General features: G+C 68.7%; 18 protein-coding genes, 1 tRNA gene and 2 rRNA genes (1 of these 21 running past the window's edge). 10 read left to right on the top strand and 11 right to left on the bottom strand.

All coding sequences use genetic code 11. The features are described 5' to 3' along the window. The first annotated feature begins 56 nt into the window (after positions 1-56). The 5 genes from FDP22_RS06130 to FDP22_RS06110 are packed head-to-tail and all read left to right on the top strand — an operon-like array spanning position 57 to position 6408. Complete coding sequence (locus FDP22_RS06130; RefSeq protein WP_239031925.1) at positions 57-1817, top strand: ABC transporter ATP-binding protein; 1761 nt, start codon at positions 57-59, stop codon at positions 1815-1817. After that, positions 1814-3715: an ABC transporter substrate-binding protein gene (locus tag FDP22_RS06125; protein WP_138577863.1), complete on the top strand. Its 1902-nt coding sequence runs from the start codon at positions 1814-1816 to the stop codon at positions 3713-3715. Before FDP22_RS06130 ends, FDP22_RS06125 begins: the two co-directional genes overlap by 4 nt. Positions 3716-3751: 36 nt before the next feature. After that, entirely contained in the window at positions 3752-4741 is a 990-nt protein-coding gene (locus FDP22_RS06120) for an ABC transporter permease (protein ID WP_239031881.1), read from the top strand. Next, complete coding sequence (locus tag FDP22_RS06115) at positions 4738-5886, top strand: ABC transporter permease (protein ID WP_138577867.1); 1149 nt, start codon at positions 4738-4740, stop codon at positions 5884-5886. The genes FDP22_RS06120 and FDP22_RS06115 overlap by 4 nt, the downstream gene beginning before the upstream one ends. Positions 5887-5916: 30 nt before the next feature. Further along, positions 5917-6408, top strand: coding sequence for a DUF2938 family protein (locus FDP22_RS06110; protein WP_138577869.1), 492 nt, complete (start codon positions 5917-5919; stop codon positions 6406-6408). A 32-nt stretch (positions 6409-6440) separates the two neighbouring features. On the opposite strand, the gene FDP22_RS06105 is transcribed toward FDP22_RS06110, so the two are convergent. Then, positions 6441-6746 carry a hypothetical protein gene (locus tag FDP22_RS06105; protein ID WP_170317604.1) on the bottom strand — a complete coding sequence of 102 codons (306 nt, stop codon included), beginning with the start codon at positions 6744-6746 and terminating at the stop codon, positions 6441-6443. A 204-nt stretch (positions 6747-6950) separates the two neighbouring features. On the opposite strand from FDP22_RS06105, the gene FDP22_RS25125 reads away from it, so the two are divergent. Then, on the top strand, positions 6951-7085 hold the full coding sequence (locus tag FDP22_RS25125; protein WP_277884146.1) for a hypothetical protein: 135 nt from the start codon (positions 6951-6953) through the stop codon (positions 7083-7085). Positions 7086-7553: 468 nt separating this feature from the next. Here the strand turns inward: FDP22_RS25125 and FDP22_RS06100 are convergent, their stop codons facing one another. The 5 genes from FDP22_RS06100 to FDP22_RS06080 form a co-directional block, all read right to left on the bottom strand. Further along, positions 7554-8534, bottom strand: a complete 981-nt coding sequence (locus tag FDP22_RS06100; protein ID WP_138577873.1) for an ABC transporter ATP-binding protein — start codon at positions 8532-8534, stop codon at positions 7554-7556. Continuing rightward, the gene (locus tag FDP22_RS06095) at positions 8531-9538 is read right to left on the bottom strand and encodes an ABC transporter ATP-binding protein (RefSeq protein ID WP_138577875.1); all 1008 of its coding nucleotides are present in this window, start codon (positions 9536-9538) and stop codon (positions 8531-8533) included. The genes FDP22_RS06100 and FDP22_RS06095 overlap by 4 nt, the downstream gene beginning before the upstream one ends. Then, entirely contained in the window at positions 9528-10502 is a 975-nt protein-coding gene (locus FDP22_RS06090; RefSeq protein WP_138577877.1) for an ABC transporter permease, read from the bottom strand. The genes FDP22_RS06095 and FDP22_RS06090 overlap by 11 nt, the downstream gene beginning before the upstream one ends. Beyond that, positions 10502-11524 carry an ABC transporter permease gene (locus FDP22_RS06085; RefSeq protein ID WP_138577879.1) on the bottom strand — a complete coding sequence of 341 codons (1023 nt, stop codon included), beginning with the start codon at positions 11522-11524 and terminating at the stop codon, positions 10502-10504. Before FDP22_RS06085 ends, FDP22_RS06090 begins: the two co-directional genes overlap by 1 nt. An 84-nt stretch (positions 11525-11608) precedes the next feature. Then, entirely contained in the window at positions 11609-13282 is a 1674-nt protein-coding gene (locus FDP22_RS06080) for an ABC transporter substrate-binding protein (protein WP_138577881.1), read from the bottom strand. Positions 13283-13553: 271 nt separating this feature from the next. Here FDP22_RS06080 and FDP22_RS06075 point away from each other — a divergent pair, with 271 nt between their 5' ends. Beyond that, on the top strand, positions 13554-14324 hold the full coding sequence (locus FDP22_RS06075; RefSeq protein ID WP_138577883.1) for a helix-turn-helix transcriptional regulator: 771 nt from the start codon (positions 13554-13556) through the stop codon (positions 14322-14324). A 31-nt stretch (positions 14325-14355) separates the two neighbouring features. Here FDP22_RS06075 and FDP22_RS06070 read toward each other — a convergent pair whose 3' ends face one another. Then, the gene (locus FDP22_RS06070; RefSeq protein WP_138577885.1) at positions 14356-16503 is read right to left on the bottom strand and encodes a calcium-binding protein; all 2148 of its coding nucleotides are present in this window, start codon (positions 16501-16503) and stop codon (positions 14356-14358) included. Between the two features lie 197 nt (positions 16504-16700). Between FDP22_RS06070 and FDP22_RS06065 the strand changes: the two genes are divergently transcribed. Then, entirely contained in the window at positions 16701-17606 is a 906-nt protein-coding gene (locus FDP22_RS06065; RefSeq protein ID WP_138577887.1) for a proline iminopeptidase-family hydrolase, read from the top strand. 14 nt (positions 17607-17620) lie between these two features. Here the strand turns inward: FDP22_RS06065 and FDP22_RS06060 are convergent, their stop codons facing one another. Then, the gene (locus tag FDP22_RS06060; RefSeq protein ID WP_138577889.1) at positions 17621-18301 is read right to left on the bottom strand and encodes a cysteine hydrolase family protein; all 681 of its coding nucleotides are present in this window, start codon (positions 18299-18301) and stop codon (positions 17621-17623) included. Between the two features lie 528 nt (positions 18302-18829). Here FDP22_RS06060 and FDP22_RS06055 point away from each other — a divergent pair. Both FDP22_RS06055 and FDP22_RS06050 read left to right on the top strand, forming a co-directional pair. Next, positions 18830-19723 (top strand): LysR family transcriptional regulator, encoded by an 894-nt coding sequence (locus FDP22_RS06055; RefSeq protein ID WP_138577891.1) that lies wholly within the window; start codon positions 18830-18832, stop codon positions 19721-19723. Between the two features lie 112 nt (positions 19724-19835). Continuing rightward, a complete protein-coding gene (locus tag FDP22_RS06050) occupies positions 19836-20129 on the top strand; it encodes a hypothetical protein (RefSeq protein WP_138577893.1) in 294 nt (97 codons plus the stop codon). Here FDP22_RS06050 and FDP22_RS06045 read toward each other — a convergent pair. From FDP22_RS06045 to FDP22_RS06035, 3 genes are all read right to left on the bottom strand, one after another. After that, positions 20108-20184, bottom strand: a tRNA-Met gene (locus tag FDP22_RS06045). The genes FDP22_RS06050 and FDP22_RS06045 overlap by 22 nt on opposite strands. Before the next feature lie 41 nt (positions 20185-20225). Further along, a 5S ribosomal RNA gene (gene rrf, locus FDP22_RS06040) occupies positions 20226-20340 on the bottom strand. A 157-nt stretch (positions 20341-20497) separates the two neighbouring features. Further along, a 23S ribosomal RNA gene (locus FDP22_RS06035) occupies positions 20498-21784 on the bottom strand (it continues 1532 nt past the right edge of the window).

The following is a 21784-nucleotide window of genomic DNA, read 5'->3' as shown; positions in this document are numbered from 1 at the left end:
GGCCGTGAGCCAGTGAGCAGGGCAGGGGGAGCATGGCGTCGGAACCGGTATTGCGTATGGAGGATCTCACCATCGCCTTCGGGCGTGGTGCGGCCTCGCATGTCGTGGTCGAGGGCGCCGGCCTCACCCTGCGGCGGGGCGAGACGCTGGCACTGGTGGGGGAAAGCGGATCGGGCAAGACGCTGACCGGCCGCGCCATCCTGCGCATCCTGCCGCGCGGCGCGAACATCACCTCCGGGCGCATCCTGTTCACCACCTCCGAGGGCCGCTCCGCGGACCTGCTCACCCTCTCCGAGGCGAAGATGCGCAAGATCCGCGGCGGGCGCATCGCGATGATCTTCCAGGAGCCGATGAGCTCGCTCTCGCCGCTGCACACCATCGGCAACCAGGTGGCGGAGAACCTGCGCCTGCACCGCGGCCTCACCGGAACGCCGGCGCGCGACGCCTGCCTGGAGACCTTCGCCAACGTGGGCTTTCCGGACCCGGCGCGCGCCTGGTCGGCCTACCCGTTCGAACTGTCCGGCGGGCTGCGCCAGCGCGCGATGATCGCGATGGCCATGGTCTGCCAGCCCGAACTCATCATCGCCGACGAGCCCACCACCGCGCTCGATGTCACCACCCAGGCCCAGGTTCTCGACCTGATGCGCCAGCTGCAGGACGAGACCGGCATGTCGATGATCATGGTCACCCATGATCTCGGCGTGGTGGCGAACATGGCGGATTCGGTGGTGGTGATGAAGCGCGGCCGCGTGGTGGAGAGCGGGCCGGCGCGCGCCGTGCTCACCGCGCCGGGCCATGCCTACACCCGCGCGCTGATCGACGCCGCGCCGGAGATCCCGCGCGACATGCCCTCGGAGACCGGGCCGGTCGCCGACCCGATCCTGCGCGCCTGCAACCTGTCGAAGACCTATCCCGGCCGTGCCGGCAAGCTGGGCCGCCCGGCGGCGCCGGTGCGCGCCGTGTCCGGGGTGGAGATCGCCGTGGGCCGGCGCGAGACGCTGGCCATCGTGGGCGAGAGCGGCTCGGGGAAATCCACCGTCGCCAAGCTGCTCCTGCGCTCGGAGGAGCCGGACCCCGGCGCCACCATCCTGTTCCGCGGCGCGGACGGGGTGGAGGAGGACGTCGCCACCATGGACCGGCAGGCGCTGAAATCCTTCCGCCGCAAGGTCCAGATCGTGTTCCAGGACCCGTTCTCCTCGCTGTCGCCGCGCATGTCGGTGCTCGACATCCTCACCGAGCCGCTGCGCATCCACGGCATCGGCACCGGGGCGGAGCAGAAGGCCCGCGCGGCGGAGCTGATGGCGCGCGTCGGCCTGTCGCCCGCGCATCTGGGCCGGTTCCCGCACGCCTTCTCCGGCGGCCAGCGCCAGCGCATCTGCATCGCGCGCGCCCTGGCGCTGAACCCGGAAATGATCATCTGCGACGAGCCGACATCGGCGCTCGACGTCTCCGTGCAGGCACAGGTGATCGACCTGCTGAAGGAACTGCAGGCCGACATGGGGCTGAGCTACCTGTTCATCTCGCACAACCTCACCGTGGTCGCCGGCCTTGCGGACCGGGTGGCGGTGATGCGGCGCGGCCGCATCGTCGAGCAGGCCCCGGCCCGCCTGCTGTTCGAGAACCCGCGCCACCCCTACACCAAGGCGCTGATCGCCGCCTCGCCCGAACCGGACATGGACCGCAGGCTGGACCTCGCGGCCGTGGCCCGGGGTGCGGGCGACCCGCACTGCTGGCCCGAGCCCTTCGCCTATCACGGCGACACGGCACCGGGCCTTGTCGAGATTGAACCCGGACATTTCGTGAGTGCCGCTGCATGAAACGCTTCATCGGACTGCTTTTTCTCCTCGGGCTCGCCATGGCCGCCCCGCCGGGCCAGGCCGCGCCCGCCCTGCAGGAAACCCCGCTCTTCGCGAAGGACGTGGCCGCGGGCAAGCTGCCGCCGGTCGCCGAGCGCGTGCCGGAGGATCCGCTGGTCGTCGACCTCGCGGCGCGCGGCCGCAGCATCGGCACCCAGGGCGGCACGCTGCGCACCTTCATCACCCGCCCGCGCGACGTGCGCTACATGGTGGTCTGGGGCTATGCCCGGCTGGTGGCCTATGACGACAAGTACGACCTGCACCCCGACCTGCTGCGCGCCGTCGACAACGAGGACGACCGCATCTACACCTTCCACCTGCGCCGCGGCCACCGCTGGTCGGACGGCGCGCCCTTCACCACCGAGGATTTTCGCTACTTCTGGGAGGACGTGGCGCTGAACCCCGACCTCTCGCCGGGCGGCCCGCCGGAGGTGATGCTGGTTGACGGCAAGCCGCCGAAGGTGACGGTGATCGACGAGGTGACCATCCGCTACGAATGGGACACGCCGAACCCGCGCTTCCTGCCCGCCCTGGCCGCCGCGCGCCCGCCGTTCATCTATCGCCCGGCGCATTACCTCAGCCAGTTCCACGCGAAATACGTCGACCCGGCGACGCTGGAGCCGCTGATGGCCGAGCGCAAGGCGCGCAACTGGGCGCAGCTGCACAACGGGCTCGACAATCTCTACAACAACGACAACCCGGACGAGCCCACGCTGCAGCCCTGGGTCACCGTCTCCGCGATGAACAGCCAGGGCTACGAGCTCACCCGCAACCCCTATTACCACCGCATCGATGCCGAGGGGCACCAGCTGCCCTACATCGACCATGTCGAGCTCACCATCGCCGCCGCCGGGCTCATCCCCCAGAAGGTGACGCTGGGCGAGGCGGACCTGCAGGTGCGCTCCATCTCCTTCTCCGATGCGCCGGTGCTCAAGCAGGGCGAGGGCCGCGGCAAGTACCACACCTGGCTGTGGTCCACCGGCTACGGCTCCGACATCGCGCTTTACCCGAACCAGAACTACAACGACCCGGCCCTGCGCGAGCTGTTCCGCACCGCGGATTTCCGCCGGGCGCTGAGCCTCGGCGTGCGCCGGACCACGATCAACAAGACCCTCTACTTCGGCCTGGCGAAGGAAGCGAACGTGGCGCCGCTGCGGGGCTCCCCCTTCTATGACCCGGCGCTGAGCGCCGCCTGGGCCGACCATGACGCGGAGCGCGCCAACGCGATGCTCGACGCGCTCGGCCTAGGGAAGCGCGACGGCGACGGCACCCGCCTGCTGCCCGACGGCAAGCGCCTGGAGATCGTGATCGAGAGCGCCGGCGAACGCCCCGAGGAAGCCGATGCCATCGAGCTGCTCGCGGAGATGTGGGCGGAGATCGGGGTGAAGGTGATCTACCGCCCGCTCGACCGCGACATCCTGCGCAACAAGGTCTACTCCGGCCAGTCGATGATGCCGGTCTGGTATGGCTGGAACAACGGCCTGCCCACGCCGGAGGCCCCGCCGGTGGACCTCGCGCCGGTGGAGCAGACCAATTTCAGCTGGCCGGAATGGGGGCAGTACACCCAGTCGAACGGCCTGGCCGGCGAGCCGCCGCAGACCGACGTGGCCAAGCGCCTGCTCGAGCTGTTCCACGACTGGGAGCGCACCTCGCAGGACAAGAGGCGCCGCGAGATCTGGGAGGAGATGCTGCGCATCCAGGCCGATGAGGTGTTCGCCATCGGGCTGGTCAGCGCCGCGCCGCAGCCGGCGATCGTGGCCGACACCCTGCGCAACGTGCCCGAACAGGCGATCTACGCCTGGGAGCCGGGCGCCCAGCTCGGCGTGCTGCGCATGGACGAGTTCTGGTTCGCGCCCTGATCCATGGCCCGATACATCCTGCGCCGATGCCTGACAATGATCTGGACCCTCGCCGTGGTGTCGGCGCTGGTCTTCATCATCGTGAACCTGCCGCCCGGCGACATCCTGTCGAACCGGATCAACGAGCTCATGGCCTCGGGGGAATCCTCCTCCGTGGCGCGGGCGAAATTCCTCGCCGCGCAATACGCGCTCGATGAGCCGATCTGGAAACAGTACCTGATCTGGCTCGGCGCCTGGCCGGGGCCGCTGGGCTTCGAGGGGCTGCTGCAGGGCAACCTCGGCTGGTCCTTCGAGCTGGACCGGCCGGTGTCGGACATCGTGCTGGACGCGATGTGGATGACCATCGTGCTGAACCTCACCACCATCATCTTCGTCTACCTGGTGGCGCTGCCGCTGGGGGCGCTGGCGGCGGTGCGGGCCAACACGCTGATCGACTATCTCGCCACCTTCATCGGCTACATCGGGCTGGCCACGCCGAACTTCCTGCTGGCGCTCGTGCTCTACAGCAAGGGGTCGGAATGGTTCGGCCTGCCGGTGGGCGGCATGATGAGCCGGGAATTCGCCGGCGCGCCGATGAGCCTGGACAAGCTGGCCGACATCGCCGCGCACATGGTGGTGCCGGTGATCGTGATCGGCACCTCCGGCATGGCCGCCATGGTGCGCCGGCTGCGCGCCAACCTGCTGGACGAGCTGGGCAAACCCTATGTCGTCACCGCCGCGGCGAAGGGGCTCTCGCCCACCCGCGCGGTGATCAAGTACCCGCTGCGCATGGCGCTGAACCCGTTCGTCTCCGACCTGGGCAACATGCTGCCGCAACTGGTTTCCGGCTCGGTGCTGGTGTCCGTGGTGATGGGGCTGCAGACCATCGGGCCGATCCTGCTGCAGTCGCTCAAGAGCCAGGACTATTTCCTCTCCGGCTTCATCCTGCTGTTCGTCTCCGCGCTCACCCTGGTCGGCATGCTGATTTCCGATATCCTGCTGGCGCTGCTCGACCCGCGCATCCGCTTCGCGGGGCGCGGCAAATGATGGACCCGGACGCCCACTACGTCGCCCCCGGCGGGCATGACCCGGACGCGGAGCGGCAGGTCATCGAGCGCCATGACCTCGACGCCGCCACCTGGCTGCTGGTCTGGCGCCGCTTCCTGCGCCACCGGCTGGCGGTGGTCTCGGGCCTGTTCCTGCTGGTGATCTACCTCGCCCTGCCCTTCGTGGACTTTCTCGCCCCCTACGAGCCGGCGGCCCGCGACGACAACCACCTGCTCGCCCCGCCCCAGCCCCTCGGCCTGTTCGACGGCGGGCTGCTGGTGAGCTACCCGAGCACCGAGGCCCTGGACCTCTCCACCCTGCAACGCATCTACAAGCCGGAATACGACACCCCGCAGCCGGTGCGCTGGTTCGCAAGCTGCGGAACCGGCTACAGTTTCCTCGGCCTGTGGACCAGCGACAACCACCTGGTCTGCCCGCCGGAGGGCGGCACGCTCTACATCCTGGGCACGGACAGGCTGGGCCGCGACCTGCTCAGCCGGCTGATGCACGGCGCGCGCCTCAGCCTCACCGTGGGGTTGATCGGCGTGGCGATCTCCTTCGCCATCGGGATGATCGTCGGCGGCGTGGCGGGGTATTTCGGCGGCTGGGTGGATGCCTGCGTGCAGCGGGTGATCGAGATCATCCGCTCGCTGCCCGAACTGCCGATCTGGCTGGCGCTCTCGGCCGCGGTGCCGGCAAGCTGGGGGCCGGTGGCGGTGTTCTTCGTGATCTCGATCATCCTGGGCCTGCTGGACTGGCCGGGCCTGGCGCGCGCGGTGCGCTCCAAGTTCCTCGCCCTGCGCGAGGAGGAATACGTGCGCGCCGCCGAGCTGATGGGGGCCTCCACCACACGGGTGATCGGGGCGCACATGATGCCGAACTTCATGAGCCACCTGGTCGCGACCGCCACCCTCTCCATCCCCTCGATGATCCTGGGCGAGACGGCGCTGAGCTTCCTCGGGCTCGGGCTGCGGCCGCCGGCGGTGAGCTGGGGCCTGATGCTCAACGATGCGCTGCAGATGGGGCAGGGCTCCATCACCGTGGCCCCCTGGGTGCTCTGGCCGCTGGCGCCGGTGATGCTGGTGGTGCTGGCCTACAACTTCGTCGGCGACGGCATCCGTGACGCGCTGGACCCCTATTCCTGAGTGCGTGCGCACTGGCAAAGGACGATTTCCGTGGAATTTCTCTTCAAGGGCCTTCTGATCGGCGCAGGCGCGACGCTGGTCTTCGACCTCTGGGTGCGCTTCGTTATCGCCGGGCTTCTCGGCCTGCCCGGCGCGAACTGGACGCTGGGGGGCCGCTGGTTCGCCCACATGCCGCGCGGCCGCTTCCGGCATGACAGCATCGCGGCGGCGGAAAGCATTCCGGGGGAGACGGCCCTGGGCTGGACGATGCATTACGTGATCGGCATTGCCTACGGGCTCATCCTGCTCGCCCTGTGCGGCGCGGACTGGGGCCGGGCGCCGACCCTCTGGCCCGCGCTGGCCTTCGGGCTCATCACCGTGCTGGCCGGCTGGCTGGTGATGGCGCCCTGCATGGGGGCCGGCATCGCCGCCTCGCGCGCGCCGCGGCCGATGCTGGTGCGCAGCGTTCAACTCTCGAACCATGCCGCGTTCGGCGTGGGCATGTGGCTCTGGGCGCTGGCCGCCGCCGCGCTCTGGGGCTGATATCCCCCGCGCCGGCGCCTGCCTCCGGCGGATCAGTCCTGCGCGTCAGCCCCCTCCGGGGCCATGTCCTCCGCCTCTTCCGCCTCCTCCGCGTCCAGCGGAGCCTCGAAGGCACTGGTCGTGGCGTCCGAAGCGGGCGCGCGCCCGATCACCACCGGCACGGCAACCCGGCCGACCCGGGCCCAGGCCTCGGCCACCGGGTCCGTCCAGTCCCGTATCCCGGTGCCGCCCGGGCGGCCGGGAAATGGCCGGTTGCGCAGCGCGAACAGCTTGTCGTCCGCATTCCCGAAGGCGGTGCCATGTTCCCCGAGAACAGGGCACGTTCGGCGGGCTTCCACCCTCCCATAGGTTATTTCACGCACAGATGACTTCCCCCGTAATCCGTACTGCTCCGCCTGTCTGCTCCCCCCGGAGCGCGCAAGCGGCTCGATTCCCGACAGGACTATGCCACATCCCGCAATCTATTGGCGCATGGAGTTAACAATACACCAACGGCGGGTGCTTGCGCGAAACTTTCTGCCTGTTGCGACCAACTTGCCAGCTTGCGCCGTGGTTCCCCGGCCCGCAGGTCCGCCGGCCGGGCGCCGGAGCCGCTGCGGGAGCGGCGGCGCATGACAGCCAGCCTGATCGGTTTCATCGCCTTCTCGCTGCGCAGCATCGAGGCGCTGTTCACCTGACACCGCCCGGCCCGGCTGTGCGGCGAGCCGTATGCTGAGACGGCCTCCGCGCTCCGGTCCTCACGGCCGGCATCCGCGTCATGTTCGCCGGGGCAGACACGGCCCCGGCCCGGCAGGGGCCGGTGGCGATGTCGAGGGCACGCCGCGGCCATGTGGCGTTCGCAGATCGGCGCAAGTCTGGCATGTGAGCATCGGACACCAGCGCACGCCGGGCCGGAAGCCGCAGCGCGACCGGGGCGGACCGCAGCCCGTTCTCCGGCGGTCTCCGACGCCGGAGAGCCCTCCTGCTTGGCCGTGCTGCGCGGGGCCGGGCTGGCGGCGAGCGAGTCCGCGAGATCCGGCGCACCCGGCGCGCGCGCCGGCACCGGTCTGAGGCAGGCGCGGAGCGTTCCGATGCCGGGTGGTATCACCGGCCCTGCCGCTCCGCCCGCTGCATCCCCTATCGGCCCTGCCAGCAGGCGGAGTGCCTCAGCCTTCCAGCGGGTGGTGGCAGGCCACGGCGGCGCCGCGCCCGTCGGGCAGCATCGCCGGCCGCTCGGCCTTGCACAGGGCGGTGGCGCGCGGGCAGCGGGTGTGGAAGCGGCAGCCGGAGGGCGGGTTCATCGGGCTCGGCAGGTCGCCGGTGAGGATGGTGCGCGCGGGGCGCGGCACATCCACCTTCGGCACCGGCACGGCGGAGCGCAGCGCGGCGGTGTAGGGGTGGCGCGGGGCGGCGAACACCTGGTCCACCGGCCCGGTCTCCACCACCGAGCCGAGATACATCACCGCCACGCGGTTGGAGATCTGCCGCACCACCGAGAGGTCGTGGGCGATGAAGATGTAGGTGAGGCCAAGTTCCTCGCGCAGGTCGGCGAGCAGGTTGACGATCTGCGCCTGGATGGAGACATCGAGGGCGGAGACCGGCTCGTCCGCCACCACCAGCTTCGGGCGCAGCGCCAGGGCGCGGGCGATGCCGATGCGCTGTTTCTGGCCACCGGAGAACTCGTGCGGGAAGCGCATCGCGTGCTCGGGCAGCAGGTCCACCCGGCGCAGCAGGGCGGCGACGCGATCCGGGATCTCGGCGCGGTCGCAGGCGGCGTGGATGCGGAACGGGTCGGACAGCAGGTCGCCCACCCGGCGGCGCGGGTTGAGCGAGGCGGCGGGGTCCTGGAAGACCATCTGCATCTCGCGGCGCAGCGGGCGCATGCGCGCGGCCGAGGCGCGGGTGATGTCCCGGCCCTCGAACTCCAGCCGGCCGGAGGTGATGTCCTGCAACCTCATCAGGCAGCGGCCGAGGGAGGATTTCCCGCAGCCGCTCTCGCCCACGATGCCGAGGGTCTCGCCCGGCATCACCTCGAGCGAGACCTCGCTCACCGCCTGCACGGCGCGGCGGCGGGCGGGCAGCAGCGACCGGCCCACGCGGTAGGTCTTCGACAGGTCGGTGGCGCGCAGCAGCGGAACGGCGGTCATGAGCGGGCCTCCCCGGCGGCGAGAAGTTCGGCCCGGTGCGCGGGGCTCAGCGCGCAGGCGGCGCGGTGGCCGCCCTCGCCGGTGAGCGCCGGCATGGCGGTGCAGGCGGCATGGGCATGGGCGCAGCGCGGGCGGAAGGCGCAGCCCGCCGGCAGGGCGGAGAGGCGCGGCGGCGCGCCCGGAATGGCCGAGAGCCGGGCCGGCCGCGCGCCCTCCAGCGGCGGGATGGAGGCGAAGAGCCCCCAGGCATAGGGGTGCTGCGGCGCGGTGAAGAGCGCGCGCTTCGTGCCCTCCTCCACCACCTTGCCGGCATACATCACCCGCACCGTGTCGGCGATCTCGGCCACCACGCCGAGATCATGGGTGACGAGGATGACGGCGGAGCCGAACTCGTCGCGCAGCCGGCCGATGAGCTCGAGGATCTGGGCCTGCACGGTGACGTCAAGCGCGGTGGTGGGCTCATCCGCGATCAGCAGCGCGGGGTTGCAGGACAGCGCCATGGCGATCACCGCGCGCTGGCGCATGCCGCCCGAGAGCTGGTGCGGGTAGCGCCCGGCCACGTCGGCCGGGGCGGGGATGCCGACGGCGGAGATCAGTTCCACCGCCCGCGCCCGGGCGGCGCGGGGCGAGATGCGCTCATGCGCGCGGATCTGCTCCACGATCTGGGCGCCGATGGTGTGCACCGGGGTGAGGGCGGTCATCGGGTCCTGGAAGATCATCGCCATGTCGCGGCCGCGGATGCGGTCCAGCGCGCGGCGGCCGAGGCCCACCAGCTCCTGCCCGCGGAAGCGCACGGAGCCCGTCAGCACGGCATTGGGGCTGGTGATGAGCCCCATGAGGGCGAGCAGGGTCTGGCTCTTGCCGGAGCCGCTCTCGCCCACCAGCCCCATGATCTCGCCGGGGGCGACGGCGAAGGAGATTCCGCGCACGGCCTCCACCAGCCCGTCCTCGGTGCGGAAGGATACGGTGAGGCCGGAGACCTCGAGCAGCGGTTCAGCGGGCATCGCGGGCCCTCGGGTCGAGAATGGCATGCAGGATGTCGACGACGAAATTCGCCATCACCACGAAGAAGGAGGCGTAGATCACCGTGGCGAGGATCATCGGCAGGTCGAGGGTCTGCAGCGCGTCATAGGTGAGCTTGCCCACCCCCTGCAGGCCGAACACCACCTCGGTGAGCAGCGCGCCGCCGCCCACGAGGGCGCCGAAGTCGAGGCCGAACATGGTCACGAAGGCCACCAGCGAGGTGCGCAGCCCGTGGTGCAGCAGCACCCGGGCCTCGCCGATGCCCTTGGCGCGGGCGGTGCGGATGAAATCCTCCTGCATCATCTCGATGAGCGAGGCGCGCAGCACCCGTCCGTAGAGGCCGACATAAAGGGTGGCGAGCACGGTCCAGGGGATGACGAGGGCCTTGAACCAGCCCCAGGGGTCCTCCGACAGCGGCACGTAGCCGAGGGCGGGCACCCAGGAGAAGGCCCATGTGTCATGCCAGCGCGACTGGGTGACGAGGTTCGCCACCTCGCCCAGCCAGAACACCGGCATGGAGATGCCGGCGAGGCCGAGCATCATCAGCCCGCGGTCCACGTAGCTGCCCCGCGTGGCGCCGGCCACCACGCCGACGACGAGCCCGCCCAGCACCCAGAGCACCGCCGCGCCGCAGACCAGCGACAGGGTGATGGGGATGGCGTTCATCACCGTGGGGATCACCTTCTGCCCGCGGTTCACGAAGGAGGTGAGGTCGCGGGTGACGAAGAGCCGCTTCATCATCAGCGCGTATTGCATCGGCAGCGGGCGGTCGAGGCCGAAGTCGTGGCGCACCTGCTGGAGGGTTTCCTGGCTGGCGTTGCGCCCGGCGATGCGGGCCGAGGGGTCGGCCCCCGGGGTGGCGAAGAAGATCAGGAAGGCGACCACGGAGATGCCGAACATCACCAGCACCATCTGGCCCAGCCGGGCGAGAAGCGCGAAGAGCATCAGCCGATCCTCACGGTGGATTTCGGGTCGAGCGCGTCACGCACGCCGTCGCCGAAGATGTTGAGCGCCAGCACGGTGACCGCGATGGCGATGCCCGGCGCCAGTGCCACGGCGGGGCGGGAATAGAGCAGGCCCTGGCCGTCCTGGATGATGGTGCCCCAGCTCGCGTCGGGCGGCTGCACGCCGATGGAGAGGAAGGAGAGCGCGCTCTCGATGATCATGTTGAGCGCCAGCATCAGCGGCACGAAGACGATGATGCGGGTGACGACATTGGGCAGGATATCCACCCACAGGATGCGCCAGGGCGAGGCGCCCAGCCCCACGGCCGCGGTGACGAACTCGGATTTCATCAGCGTGATCACGTGGTTGCGGATCGGGCGGGCCACGTAGGGGATGTAGACCACCCCGATGATGACGATGGGCAGCGCCAGCGAGCCGGAGCGGATCTCGAACGGCCCGATCAGCAGCGGCTGGGAGATCAGCACGATGGAGAGCGAGATGGCGAGCAGGAAGATGGGGAAGGCCCAGAGCACGTCGAGGATGCGGGAGAGCACCGTGTCGACCAGCCCGCCGAAGAAGCCCGCCACCACGCCCACGAAGGTGGCGACCACGAGACAGAGCACCGCCGCGGCGCCGGCGATGAACAGCGAGTTGCGCCCGCCGTAGAGCAGGCGCGCGGCCACGTCGCGTCCCTGGTTGTCGGCGCCCAGCATGTAGGGGCCGAACTGCCAGGTGGGGCCGATGGGCGTGAGGCCGAGGCCCAGCCCCTCGGTGGAGGCTTCCAGCACGTCGCGGCTCTTGCCGTCGACGGTGATGGTGCCGTTGAGATTGGTCGCGAACGGGTTCGTGCCGGAGACGAACGAGGCGTAGAGCGGCGCCGCGAGGCAGGCCACGAGGATGACGAGCAGCACGGCGAGGGCGGCGAGCGCCGCGCGGTCACGCTTCAGCCGGCGCCAGGCGGTGGCCCAGGGGCCCTCGGCCGCACGGGCTCTTTCGGGAAGGGGGGGTGTGGTGTCGGTCATCTCTCGGCGCTGGCTGGAGGGCTGGCATGGCGGCGGCCCCCCTTTGCCCGGGGGGCCGCCGCCCGCCTTTGTGTCAGGTCCGGCTCACTGGAGCCAGGACTGGCTCATGATCCAGTAGAACTGCGGGGAGAAGGTGAAGTTCTGCACCCGCTTGGACACGAAATCGACGCGCTTGGGGGTGAAGAGCACCGCGGCGGGCGCGGCATCCGTCACCGCGTGGTCCACTTCGGTCCACATCGCGGCCGACTTTTCGGGGTCGGTGAGGGTGAGGGCGGCGGCCTCGTCCATCTTCGCGTCGATGGCCTCGTCGCAGAAGCCGGAGATGTTCACCGAGGCGTCGGAGCCGGGGGTGAAGCTGTCGCAGCCGAAGAGCACCTGCAGGAAGTTCGAGGGCGACGGGTAGTCCTGGAACCACTGCGAGATGGAGATCTGCACCTTGTTGTTGGTGTTCTGGATGTAGGTGAACTGGATGTTCTGCGAGATCGGCTGCACCGAGGTCTTGTAGCCCAGCTCGTTCAGCACGCCCTGCAGGTAGACACCGATGGCGCGGGAGACGGTGTTGTCCTCCGCCACGATGGTGACTTCCTGGCCGGCGGTGCCGGACTCGGCCACCAGCGCCCTGGCCTTCTCCATGTCCGGCGCGCTCCAGGTGTCGGTATCGCCCGCGGTGTAGGGGCAATAGGGCACGTAGGAGGGGAAGCCGGGCGGCAGGATCTGGCAGGCGGGCTGCGCCAGCGCCGCGCCGCCGAACAGCTTCACGATGGCCGAGCGGTCGATGGCGTAGTTCACCGCCTGGCGCACGCGCACATCGTCGAAGGGCGCGAGGTTGGTGTTCATCGGCGCGTACCACATCGCCGTCAGCGGGTGCAGCGACACCTGGGAGGCATAGCGCGAGCCGATCTCGGCAAGGCGGTCCGGCGGGGGCGGATCGAACATCCAGTCGGCCTGGCCGTTCTGGATCGCGGTCACCGCGGCTTCCTCGGTGAGGCCGAAATCATAGTCGATCTCGTCGGGGTAGCCCGCGGGCTGGGCGTCGGCGCTCCACTCCTCGAAGTGGGGGTTGCGCACCATGCGCAGCCGCTCATTCGGGTTGTAGCTCTCGATCATGTAGGGGCCGGTGCCGGGCACGGGCGTGGTGCCTGCATCCTCGGCGGGGGTTTCGGCCGGCAGGATCGCGGCATGCGGGATGGCGATCTTCTGCAGGAACTCGCCGTCCGGGGCGGTGAGGTTGATGGTCACGGTGTTCGCCGCGTCATCGATGACCACGCCGCCCTCGAGCGTGCAGTCCGCCGGGCTTTCCAGGCAGGCGTCCGCGCCCACGATGCCGTTGTAGAACGTGCCGGAGGTGGGGCCGGAGACCTTGAAGATGCGCTGGAAGGAGGCGAGCACGTCCTCCGGCGTGAGGTCGGTGCCGTCGGAGAATTTGATGCCCTCGCGCAGCTTGAAGACATAGGTCTTGCCGTCGTTCTGCGGCTCCGGCAGCGCCTCGGCGAGGTCGGCCACCACGTCGAAGCCGGTGTCGTCCCCCGCCTTCCGGAAGGTCACCAGCCCGTCGTAGAGCATGTAGTTGATCTGGAAATACTGCAGCGTGTAGTTGATGTGCGGGTCGATGGTGCCCGAGGCCGCCTTGGCGAGCAGGCGCAGGGTGCCGCCGGGCGTGCCCGCTTCGGCGCGCGCGCCACCGGCCGGCATCGTGGCGGCGAGGCCCGCGAGGGCGATCCCCGACATCAATGCGGCAAGGGTCGTTCTGGGTCGCATGGCCGTGTCCCTCCTGAAAGTCGCATGGATGGCGCCGCGGCGGAGCGGGGCCCCGGCCGGACGGATGTTGGACAGCCGGGCCCGCGGCCCGACTCCCCCGAGCCTAGGAGCCCGGCGGGGCTTTCGTATAGCTATCGATTCTTATAGGTTCGCCGGGACTGCCGCCCACATGGGCAGGGCGGGGACACATCGACACCGTTTCGCCCGCGAAACGCGCAGATCCCCCCGACTGGCGATTTGACAAGCACCTTGGCGGGGATAAAATCTGGCAATGCTGCACGCGCTCACCGACCATGAACACGAATTCCACACCGGCATGACCGTGGACGCGGCCATGGAGGTGGCGCTGGCGCTGCTGCGCCCGGAAGGCTTCGACATCGCCACCTATGACTTCTCGCCGGTGCCGCTGAGCCATGAGGGCGAATTCATCACCCCCGCCGTGCTCAGCCTGTGCAATGCGCCGGAGGACATGGAAGGCCTGTGGTGCCGCGGCGGGTATTACCAGATCGACCCGGTGATGGAGGCCTCGCTGGCGGTGAGCCGCCCCTTCGCCTGGGCGCATGGCGGCCGGCAAAGCCCGGTGATGCGCAAGGTGCTGGCGGAAAAGCACTCTCCGGTGGTCTCCTACCTGCACGACACGCGGATGACCTGCGGCATCACCGTGCCCATCCGCGCCGAGGGCGGGGCGCTCGCCACCTTCTCCGCCATCCGGCTGGACCCGGAACGGGCCGCCGCGGGCGATGCGGAGCAGCTTCTGGCCGCGGTGGGCCAGCTGGGGCGGATCTTTCACGATGCCGTCTACCCCGGGTTCGACGCCGCCACCCGCACCAGCCGGCACATCCGCCTCACCCCGCGCGAACGCCAGTGCCTGCGCCTGTGCGCCGCCGGGCTCACCACCAAGCAGATCGCGCATGAGCTCAGCCGCTCCGTGCCCACGGTGACGCTGCACCTGAACTCCGCCACCCGGAAACTGGGCGCGCGCAACCGCTTCCAGGCCATCGCCCGCGCCGCGCATTACCGGCTGCTGGAGCCCGACGCCTGAGCGCCGGGGCCCGGCCGCGTCAGGCCCGGCGTCAGAGGATGTCGTCCGGGGCCGTGTAGCCGATGGCCTGTTCCATCGCCCGGTAGCCGGCGAGATAGTCCAGCGCGTCGAAATCCTGGTTCACCACGTCGTCGACCACGATGTTGCCGAGCAGCGCACCGCTTTCGCTGTTCGTCACCCGCACCACGAACCCGTAGATCGACGGGCGCCAGAGAATGTCGGCCTCCGTGTCCAGGTCGAGCACGATATGCGTTGTGGCCGCGGTGTGGAGGATCTGGCCGCCGTTGCCGTCCTCCTCGCCCCAGCCGAAGATACTGCCGGTGTCTCCGTTCAGCATGCGGTCGGTGCCGAAGGCGCCGGCATCGCGATAGATGAGGTAGGTGTCGGCACCGGTTTCGAACGTGTCGTTGCCGTCACCGCCGTAGATCACCGCCGACCGGGCATCCTCCGTCCAGCCGAAAACGGAGATCCGGTCGTTGCCGTCGCCGCCGTAGACGGTGGACCCCGCCCTGTCGGTGACCTTGGCGGTGATCGTGTCATTGCCCGCGTCGCCGTAGACGATGGCGCCCTCCGCCTCGACCCGGTCATTGCCTCCGCCGGCACGCAGGATGCTCGATGTGCCGTTGCCGCCGAGCAGGGTCAGGGTGTCGCCGCCGGCGCCGCCGATGATCACCGACGCCCGGCCGGTGTCCGCGTCGATGGTGATGTTGTCCGCGCCGCTGCCGCCGTTCACGCGCACCCCGTCGCCCGTGGCACGGATCCGGTCATTGCCGGCCCCGCCGAAGATGAGGCTGTCCGCACCGCCGAAATAGGAGCCGATGCGGTCATCCCCGGAGCCCGCGTAGATGGTGCCGTTGTCCGCCAGGGTGCGCAGGATGTCGTCGCCTGCATCCAGTTCCACCAGCGCGTTGTCGCCGAGGCCGGTGATGATGTCGTCGCCGGTTCCGCCATAGAGGGTGGCGTTCTCGCCGCGGGAGATGAACATGTCGTTGCCGGCGTCGCCGCGCAGAAGCTGGCCGTCGCCATAGCCGGTGAACCTGTCATCGTCGCCGCCACCGTAGAGCCGGGTTCCGTCCTCGTTGGCGTAGAGGATGTCCCTCCCCGCGCCGCCGTAAAGCCGGCTGTTCACCCCTTCGGTGGACAGGTTGTCCCGCCCCTCGCCGCCGAAGAGCACGTTCGTGCCCGCGCCGCCGTTGAGCAGGTCGTTCCCGTCCTCGCCGAAGAGCCGGTCATCGCCGCCCTCGCCCTGCAGGTCGTCGTTGTGGGCGCCGCCGTTGAGCAGGTCGTTGCCGCCGCCGCCGTTCAGCGTGTCGCCTCCGATGCCGCCGAACAGGGTGTCCCGGCCGGCGTATCCCACGAGCCAGTCGTTGCCCGCGTCACCCCACATGCGGGAGTCGTCGGAGGAGGAGGAATCGCCGCTGTAGAGCTCGTCGTTGCCGGCGCCGCCGTAGATCAGGTCGGTGCTGCCGCCGCCATGAATGAAATCAGCGCCGTCGCCGCCGTAGAGCCGGTCCACCGAGTCTCCGCCATAGATGAAATCGTCGCCGCCCTCGCCGAAGACGAGGCTTGCGCCGGCTCCGACGTCCAGCATGTCATCCCCCGTGCCGCCGAAGAGCCGCGCCGCGCCCAGGCCGCTGGAGATCTGGTCGGCGCCCGCGCCGCCGTAGAGCCGGTTCGCGCCGTCCTCCCCGGAGAGGGTGTCATTGCCCGCACCGCCGTAGAACACGTCCGCCGCGGGCCTGCCGGTGATGGTGTCGTCGTCCGTGCTGCCGGTGACGCTCAGCACACCCGGGGTGGCCTCCGTCTCCAGCCCGCCGGCCCGCACGTCCACCGTGCGGCGGATGGCCTCGAACAGGTTGCGCACCAGGTAGAGGTCACCGCCCTGGTCCGTCTGCTCCATCAGCTGCGCGACCTGGGCCGCGTTGACGGAGAGCCCGCCCCAGACCTGGAACACACGCCCGCCGTCCTGGAACACCATGCTGGTGATGGTGCCGCCGGTGAGATCTTCCCCGGCATATGTATAGGTTCCGTGGAGGGTAACCCGCAGGCCCGGGTCGCTCCAGCCCTGAAGGACAATCACATTGTCGTCCGCCCGGGTATCGCGTCCGTTGACGAACAGTGCGGTGAGGAAATCGAAGTCCTGGCCACGCGGTGCTGCAAGAATCTTTTGATAAGCCACTGAATGCTCCCGAAATCACTGAGCCTCGCACGTTAGGGGCGTGATTTCAGGGATCAACATGTTTGTGCCCGGCGCCCCTCCGGCCGGGCCCGGGCGCGAACCTATAAGATTCCCTAGCTGTCGGGCCGCAGGGGGGCTTTGCTAACGTCCTTGCCGCGGCCTCCGCCGGACATGCCGCGGATCGAGGAGACAGGTACATGAGCGACATCCCCACCACCGAAGGCTTTTCCTCATACCAGGGTTACCGGACATGGTACCGCGTGTGCGGAGACCTCGCGTCCGGCAAGCTGCCGCTGGTGGTCGCGCATGGCGGGCCGGGCTGCACGCATGATTACGTTGACAGTTTTCGCGAACTGGCCGCCACCGGCCGCCCGGTCATCCACTATGACCAGATCGGCAACGGCAACTCCACGCATCTGCCGGAGAAGGGGCCGGAGTTCTGGACCGTGGCCTTCTTCCTCGGCGAGCTGGACGCGCTGCTGGACCATCTCGGCATCCGGGACCGTTACGCATTGCTGGGCCAGTCCTGGGGCGGCATGCTGGGCGCCGAACACGCGGTGCGCCGCCCGGCCGGGCTGAAGGCGCTGGTGATCGCGAATTCCCCGGCCTCGATGGCGCTGTGGTCCGCCGGCGCGGCGGAGCTGCGCGCGCAGCTCCCCGAGGAGGTGCAACGGGCGCTCGACAGCCACGAGGCCGCCGGCACCCTCGACCACCCGGACTATCTCGCCGCCACCCGCGTCTTCTATGACCGTCACGTGTGCCGGTTGACCCCCTGGCCGGAGGAGGTGGCCCGCACCTTCGCCGCGATCGACGCGGACCCCACCGTCTACCACGCCATGAACGGCCCCACCGAATTCCACGTGATCGGCACGATGAAATCCTGGTCGGTGGTCGACCGGCTGCCGGAGGTGCTGGCCCCCACCCTCGCCTTCCGCGGCGCCCATGACGAGGCGACGGAGGCCTGCGTGCAGCCCTTCCTGGACCTGATCCCGCGCTGCGAGGGGCATGTCTTCCCCAACTCCAGCCACATGCCGCATGTGGAGGAGAAGGCTTCGTGCCTCGCCGTCGTGGAGGCCTTCCTCGCCCGGCACGAGGCCGGCTGACCGGCGCGCCGGGCTCAGGCCGTCCGGTCCGGCCGCGCGAGATCCGAGAGCCCGGCGAGCACCTGCTCCACCGTCGCCAGCGCCCCGAACACGCCGTATTCCACCGTGACCATGTGGAGCGCGGCGGCATGGGCATAGGCGTCGCCGCTGGCGCAGGCATCCGAGACGGTGAGGCACTGGAAGTTGCGGTCACAGGCCTCGCGCAGGGTGCTGTGCACGCAGACATCCGTGGTGCATCCGCCCAGCATGAGGTGGGTGACGCCCCGGGCGCGCAGCACGTGCTCCAGGTCGGTGTGGGTGAAGGCGCCGTTGCAGGTCTTGTCGACGAGGATGTCCTGCGGCAGCACCTCGATCTCCGGCACGATCTCGAAGCCGGGGCTCCCGCGCAGCAGCACGTCCGAGCCCTCCATGCCGGACTGGCGGCGGCGCCATTTCTCGTATTCGGTCATGTCGGCCCGGTCCGCGCGGTATCCCTGCCGGGTGTGGATCACCCGGATCCCGGCCGCGCGGCAGCCCCCGATCAGCCGTGTCACGGCCGGCAGGATGGCCCGCAGCGGCGCGGGGTCGTAGCCCTGGCGGGCGAAATAGCCGTCCGTGGACAGGAAATCCTGCTGCATGTCGATGATGACAAGCGCCGTGACGGCGGGGTCAAGGCGGCCGTCATAAGGATAGTCGAAGGGTTTCGCGTGGATCATTGCCCCGTCCTTTCAATGGGTTGCTACGCCCCGGCCACCAGCACCGGGCGGCGCGGCGCCGGTCACCCCGAGACTTAGCATCACCGGGTAGGACAGGGAGAGCGGTTTGTGCGGGGGGAGGGCGCCCCCCCTCCCAAGGCGGCGGTCCGCGGGGCCAGGCGTCAACGCAGCGTTCGGGGATATCGGCGCGGAAGACTGGTCGCAGGTCCGGCGGCCAGTGCGGTCCAGGGGCACGCCCGCACGACATCGCGCTGGGCCGCGGTGTCTCCCCTCACCGGTTCGCTGCCGCCATGCCCCGGGCGGTACAGCGCAGGCCGGGGAGTTCGATTGCGCCCGCGGGGCGGTGAGGGTGAGGTCCTCCTCGGCCGGGCCCGGCGGTCCGGAGTCGCGTCACGCGGCGCCGTCGGGGGCGGCCGACGCACCGAGACGTCAGGTCACCGCGACACGGAGACTTGACCCCGGCGCCTCCGCTCCCAATTAACCTGTCTCCGGCTACATTGATGCATAACTCATGCGGATTTCACATAAATGAAACGTGAAGAACTCGCGGACCTGATGGCCTTCCTCGCGGTGTGCGAGGAGCGCAGCTTCACCCGTGCCGCGGCCCGGCTGGGCACGTCGCAGAGCGCGCTCAGCCATGTCGTGAAGCGGCTGGAGGAGCGGCTGGACCTCCGCCTGCTCACCCGCACCACCCGCAATGTCTCCCCCACGCTGGCGGGCGAGCAGCTGGCCGACACCCTGCGCCCGGCCTTCGACGACATAGACGCGCGCCTGGCGGCGCTCAACCGGCTGCGCTCGAAGCCCGCGGGCCTGGTGCGGCTGAACTCCTCCCACCACGCCGCCTTGGAGATCCTCTGGCCGAAACTCTCCCCCGTGATGGCGGACAACCCCGATGTGCAGATCGAAATCACGGTCGACCAGCGGTTGACCAATATCGTGACCGACCGGTTCGACGCCGGTGTGCGGCTGGGCGAGAGCATCGAGAAGGACATGATCGCGGTGAAGATCGGCCCCGACATGCGGATGCTGGCCGTGGCCTCGCCGGAATATTTCCGCCGCCACGGCCGCCCGCAAACGCCGCATGACCTCACGAATCACAACTGCATCAACCTGCGCATGCCCACGCTGGGCGGGCTCTATGCCTGGGAGTTCGAGCAGGACGGCAAGCCGCTGAACGTGCGGGTGGACGGGCAGCTGATCAGCACCGACATGGATCTCATCCTCCAGGCCAGCCTGGATGGCAGGGGCATCAGCTGCATCCCGGATTTCCACGTGCGCAGACATATCGAGGCGGGCCAGCTCGAGGTGGCGCTGGAGGAGTACGCCCCGCCCTTCCCCGGCTATCACCTCTACTACCCCTCGCGCCGGCAGGCGACACCTGCCTTCTCGCTGGTGCTGGAGGCGCTCAAGTACCGGGGGTGAGGGCGGCGGCACGCCCCCCGGCCAACCGCGCCGGTGCCGGTCTGCGACGGATCCGGTATGTCATGCGCGATGAGGAACGTGCACACAGAATCGACCTCCCGCGGGAAGGCGCATGAGCCAGTTCGCCTTCCTCGAACAGCTCCAAGGCAGCGGTGTGACGTGGATGTCCGCGCGGATTGTTCCGGTGGACGATCAGGAACCCAGTTCAGAGGGACATTCCTGTGTCCGTCAGCTTTTGGGGATGAACATTCCTGGTCACGGGCGCCCCCCTGTGTCCGTCGGGGTGATTGGTTTGCGCTCGGTGTTCCTGGCGGAGCTTTTGGCTGGGCGTGTGGGCCAACAAAAAAGCCGCTACCCTGTGGGGTGCGGCTTGTTCGGTGTTTCTGGTTGCGGGGGCAGGATTTGAACCTGCGGCCTTCAGGTTATGAGCCTGACGAGCTACCGGGCTGCTCCACCCCGCGGTGTTTGATGTATCGTGAGGAGAGGGAATGAGGATGTATTGGTCTGGCGGCGACCTACTCTCCCACGTCTTGAGACGCAGTACCATTGGCGCGGCGGGTCTTATCGGCCGAGTTCGGGAAGGGATCGGGAGTTTACCTCGCGCTGTGACCACCAGACCTTCGGGGGAGCCGTTTTGGCGGGCTCCTCGGAAGGTCTGGCCGTCCTGGCCTTTTGGGCCTGGACAGTGAGACGCATTTTTGCCCTTTCGGGCGTCTTTCCAAGTCTTTGTGTATCTGACCTGAGTTGGGATCGGTTGTCTTGCGACTACCGGATCGGTTCAAGCCAATCGGGCGATTAGTACTGGTCAACTGAATGCATTGCTGCACTTACATCTCCAGCCTATCGACGTGGTGGTCTTCCACGGCCCTGATAGGGAGACCTTGTTTTGAGGGGGGCTTCCCGCTTAGATGCCTTCAGCGGTTATCCTGTCCGTACATAGCTACCCAGCACTGCCCTTGGCAGGACAACTGGTCCACCAGTGGTACGTCCACCCCGGTCCTCTCGTACTAGGGGCAGCTCCTCTCAAGTCTCCTACACCCACGGCAGATAGGGACCGAACTGTCTCACGACGTTCTAAACCCAGCTCACGTACCTCTTTAAATGGCGAACAGCCATACCCTTGGGACCTGCTCCAGCCCCAGGATGAGATGAGCCGACATCGAGGTGCCAAACGATGCCGTCGATATGGACTCTTGGGCATCATCAGCCTGTTATCCCCAGCGTACCTTTTATCCGTTGAGCGATGGCCCTTCCACTCGGGACCACCGGATCACTATGGCCGACTTTCGTCTCTGCTCGACTTGTCAGTCTCGCAGTCAGGCGGGCTTATGCCATTGCACTCAGCGAACGATTTCCGACCGTTCTGAGCCCACCATCGCGCGCCTCCGTTACTCTTTGGGAGGCGACCGCCCCAGTCAAACTACCCGCCACACAGGGTCCCGGATCCGGATGACGGACCGCGGTTAGACGCCAAACAGGACAAGGGTGGTATCTCAAGGGAGGCTCCACGAGGACTAGCGTCCCCGCTTCAAAGCCTACCACCTATCCTGCACATGACATGTCTGGCGCCAGTGTGAAGCTGTAGTAAAGGTGCATGGGGTCTTTCCGTCTGACCGCGGGAACCCCGCATCTTCACGGGGAATTCAATTTCGCTGAGTCTACGTTGGAGACAGCGGGGAAATCGTTACGCCATTCGTGCAGGTCGGAACTTACCCGACAAGGAATTTCGCTACCTTAGGACCGTTATAGTTACGGCCGCCGTTTACCGGGGCTTCAATTCAGTGCTTGCACACCTCCTTTTAACCTTCCGGCACCGGGCAGGCGTCAGACCCTATACGTCGCCTTGCGGCTTCGCAGAGCCCTGTGTTTTTAGTAAACAGTCGCTACCCCCTGGTCTGTGCCCCCCGCCCATGGTTGCCCACGGACGGGGCCTCCTTCTCCCGAAGTTACGGAGGCATTTTGCCGAGTTCCTTCAACGTAGTTCTCTCAAGCGCCTTGGTATACTCTACCAGTCCACCTGTGTCGGTTTAGGGTACGATCTCACGGAGGGCTATTTCCAGG

The organism is Paroceanicella profunda, from assembly GCF_005887635.2.
Lineage (GTDB): Bacteria > Pseudomonadota > Alphaproteobacteria > Rhodobacterales > Rhodobacteraceae > Paroceanicella > Paroceanicella profunda.
Note: the sequence above shows the minus strand (reverse complement) of the source record. Positions and strands in the feature narration are given on the sequence as shown.